At 70.4% G+C, this 3,845-nt stretch carries 2 protein-coding genes and 2 pseudogenes; all 4 read left to right on the top strand.

The annotated features are described in order from the left end of the window. Positions 1-577 (top strand): annotated as a pseudogene (locus ABD156_RS30485) (hypothetical protein); the annotation flags it as partial. Next, on the top strand, positions 574-2,340 hold the full coding sequence (locus ABD156_RS30480) for a WXG100 family type VII secretion target (protein ID WP_344281497.1): 1,767 nt from the start codon (positions 574-576) through the stop codon (positions 2,338-2,340). The pseudogene ABD156_RS30485 and the gene ABD156_RS30480, both read left to right, overlap by 4 nt. Then, complete coding sequence (locus ABD156_RS30475; RefSeq protein WP_344281493.1) at positions 2,337-2,831, top strand: YbaB/EbfC family DNA-binding protein; 495 nt, start codon at positions 2,337-2,339, stop codon at positions 2,829-2,831. Before ABD156_RS30480 ends, ABD156_RS30475 begins: the two co-directional genes overlap by 4 nt. Continuing rightward, positions 2,824-3,845, top strand: a pseudogene (locus tag ABD156_RS30470) (hypothetical protein); the annotation flags it as partial. The gene ABD156_RS30475 and the pseudogene ABD156_RS30470, both read left to right, overlap by 8 nt.

The raw sequence follows: 3,845 nt of genomic DNA, 5'->3' as shown, positions 1-3,845 counted from the left end.
GGCTGCGTTGGGTGATGCGAAGGGTGCGTTGGACAACGCGATCACCGGAATCGAAAACCCGGTCAAGGAAGCGTTCCGGTCGGCCGGGGTCCCGGCCTCGCCCTTGCACGACTTCCTCGGCGGTTCGAGCCCCGCGGACAACATTGCGGGCGGTCCGGGCGGCGGAGCGCTTGCTCCCGGTCACGGCGGTGGCGGCGGCGGTGGCGGAGGCACTCCCTACCATCCGGCTGTGCTGTCGTCGGGCCCGGGCGGCGCGGCCGGCGGTTCGAGCGGGCAGGTGCCGGCGCAGTTCGACACGGACGTCGCTCAGCAGCGCGGGATGGCACAGGCTGGCAGCTTGCCTGCACAGCAGTCGGCGGTTCCGGCCGGCGGTTCGCCGGCCGGTGGCGCGGGCGGCCAAGGCGCCGCGCAGATGGGCGGTATGCCGATGGGCGGCGGCATGGGCGGCATGGGCGGCGGCGGACAGCAGAACAAAGAGCGAGATCCGCAGATCTGGCTGCAGGCGGACAAGGGTGCCTGGTCCGGGGACGAGCACGCGCCGGACTCCACGGTGCTGGGCCGGAGCGAGCAGCCATGACCAGCCCCGGGAGCGGATCGCTGGCCATGCCCGGCCAGCCGGTCCTGGACAATCCGGAGCTGGACGCCCTGACCTTCGACCAGCTCGCACAGTTGATCAGCGAGGTCAGCCCGGACGCCTTCTACCAGCGGGCCGCGGCGTTCGACCGGGCCGCGGCCCGCCTGCACGACGTGCTTGACCAGGTCCGCCGCCAGTTGCGGTACGTGCAGGAAGCCTGGACCAGCAAAGGCTCGGAAGATTTCGACAGCATCGCGAACGAGGTCGTGGCCCGCGCCCAGACTGTCCTGCTGGCGCTTGAGAATCCGGGTTACGGCAAGGTTCTCCGCCAGGCTGGCGATGTGCTGGCCGCGCATCAGCAGCGGCTGCGCGGTCTGCAGGGTCAGAAGGCCCAGCAGGAGAGCGCTCCGCCGGCGCCTGGCGCCCCGACACCGGAGGCAGCCGCGCAGATGAACGACCAGTCCGTCAAGCAGATCATGAACGACCTGCGCACCGCCTATCAGGATATCGGGAAGTCGATCGCGCCGCTGCCGCCCGCCGTCGGCGACGACAGCTGGACGAGCCATGTGCCGCCGCCGGTCGTGAACGCGCCTCCGGTCGGCGTCAAGACGGCCGACTGGACCGGCGGTCCGGCGGGGAGCCAAGATCGGCCGTGGCAACTGCTGACGACCGGCGGGTACACGCCGCACTCGGAAGGCCTCGGCACTCGCCGGGGCTCGTTCTCGTCGCCAGTGGACGAGCTTCAGCCGGGGGCTGTTCTCGGCCGGGGCCAGCGGTCGGCGGATCCGGAACCGGCCACCGCCAGACCGGCTTTCCGCAGCGAACCCGGTGCGCCGCCTCCGGTACTCGGCCAGGGAGTGGTGGCGCGAGAGCGCACCACGCCCATCGCGCCCCTCCATGTCGGCGTCGGCGTCGGGCCGGTCGTCCTCGGCCGCGAGGAGCGGCCGGCGGTGGTGCATGGCGTGAAGCCTGCCGAGAAGCGGGGCAAGTCCAAAAAGGACAGTGCTGGCAGACGGGCTGTCGAAGGCAAAAAGGACGTTGCGGCCAAGCCTGGCGCGGAGGTCGCACGTGATGTCGCGGCCAAGCACGATGTCGTGGGCGTGCACGACGCCGCAGGCGTGCATGATGTCGCGGCCAAGCACGGCACAACGGCCGATTTCGATGTCGCGGCCGAGCACGACGTGGCCGCGCATGCCGGGCGGCCGGCGACGGTTTCTTCCGAGGGCGGCGGCGCATCGGCCGCGCGGCTCCCGGCCACGATCGCGGATGGCGTGCCGGCACACGAAGTCGCTGCGGCGACTGTGGACGGAACCTTGAGCGTTCCGGGCGGGGCGACCGCGGCGTTGCATTCCGGGTCCGCGGACCCGGGCGGGGCGGGACCTTCGCGGATGGCTGCGGCGATGCACGCGCCCGGTGCCGCCGGAACGTATCCGGCGGAACTGGCGGCTGCCGGGCCGTATCCCGCGGTCCAGCACGGCGATGCACCTGATCGTGACGGGGCGGGTGCGCAGAGCGGCGGAATGCCGATGTCCCCGATGATGCTCGGAGGTATGCAAGGGCAGCAACAGCAGCAGAACGGGCGGATGGCCGGCGTGCCTGCCGAGCCGAAGCCCGAGATTTGGAATCCTCCGAGTGTCCTTCCTGTCGTGCTGGGAAGGGCGGAGCCGGCGCCGCAGGCGTCCGAAGCAGCGGAAAAGCCCGAACCGATCACCCCGGAGAGCGTGCTCGCCGAAGTCGACAAACTCCTGGAAAGAAGGAAGCCATGACCATCGATTGGGGTTCGCTGGGCGGCGACGCCGAGTCCGGCCTGGAAGACGCGATGGCGGCGCTCGAGACCGAACGTCGCAAACTCGACGAGCTCGGCAGGGTCTGGGACGAGGCGATCACAGTCCGGGCCAAGGACCGCTCGCTGGAGATGACGTTCGACGGCAGGGGAGAGTTGGCCGAGCTGACCTTCAACGGGGACAAGTACCGGAAGCTCGCTCCTCAGCAGTTGGCCAGCATCATCCTCGAAACGCTGCGCAAGGGGAGGGCCCAGGCGCAGGAGAAGCTGGCTGGGGCGATGAGCGGCGGCATCGGGATCCCCGGGCTCGACGTCGCGGGCTTGGCCAGCGGCAAGGTCCGGCCGGACGAGATGTTCGAGTCGCTGCTCGGCCCGATGCTCCAGGGCCTGGGCGGGATGGGCCTCGGCCTCGACGTGGACTCGATCGCGAAGAGGCCCGGCCGGAAGGACGCCAAGGGCGGCGGCGATGTCTGAGCCGTTCTACCTGGACGGGCCGACGCTGGCCCGGTTGATGGACAAATTGCGCAGCGCCGGCCAGGAAATGCTGCAGGCGCAAGACGTCCTCCAGCATGCCAATGACTATTATTACGGCTCCTGGGGCGGCGACGAAATCGGTAACACCTTCGCGAACCAGTATTGCAAGTACGGGGACCAGGCGCTGGCCAATGGCAAGGACATCGGCGATGCGATCACGCAGGCCGCGGACAATACGATGGCCAACGCCAAGCAGTTCGAGAGCGTGGACCAGGACACCGCGTCGTGGATGGACTCCCATCCGGGGGAGCCATTGCCGGCGCCTCCGGGGGGAACGCAGTACGTCGACGGACCCGCGCCGATGCAGGAGCACGACGTCCAACCGCCTCCGCAGCAACAGCAAGCGCCGCAGGTAATTCAGCAGCAGCCGCAGACGCAGGCAGAGCAGCCGCAGATGCAGCCGCGGCAGTTGGTGGAGCAGCAGCCGAGCCAGCAGCCGCAGACGCAGGCAGAGCAGCCGCAGATGCAGCCGCGGCAGTTGGTCGACCAGCAGCCGAGCCAGGAGGCGCCTGCTGCCCAGCAGGCGCAGCAAGATCAGCCCGCGCTGCAGGCTCCGCAGGGAAGCCCGCAGGAGGTGCCCGCTTCGTCTTCCAGCGGCGGTGCCGGCTCCGATCAGGCGGCTCGGGATGCCGCGAAGAATGCGGTCGGTCAGGCCGTCGACGGGGTGAAGGCGCAGACCGCCGATCCGGCCGCGCAGCAGGCGCTCGATGCCGCGAAGCAGGCGGCGGACAAGGCGATCGACGGTTCCGGCGCGGCCGGTGCCGGTTCGGGCTCGGCTGATCCGGGCGCAGTGCCGGTCGCCGGCGGTGCCCCCGGCGGGTCCGGCTCCGGCCAGCCAGGCACGGTGCCCGTCGCGGGCTCCCTTCCGGGAGCTGGTTCGTCCGGCTCGGATCCGTCGGTGGCGGATGCGAAGGGTGCGGTGGATAAGGCTTTTGACAAGGCGTTGGGTGATGC

This window comes from Amycolatopsis albidoflavus (genome assembly GCF_039525725.1).
Taxonomy (GTDB): domain Bacteria; phylum Actinomycetota; class Actinomycetes; order Mycobacteriales; family Pseudonocardiaceae; genus Amycolatopsis; species Amycolatopsis albidoflava.
The sequence above is the reverse complement of the archived record's forward strand: the minus strand, read 5'-3'. Positions and strand labels throughout refer to the sequence as shown.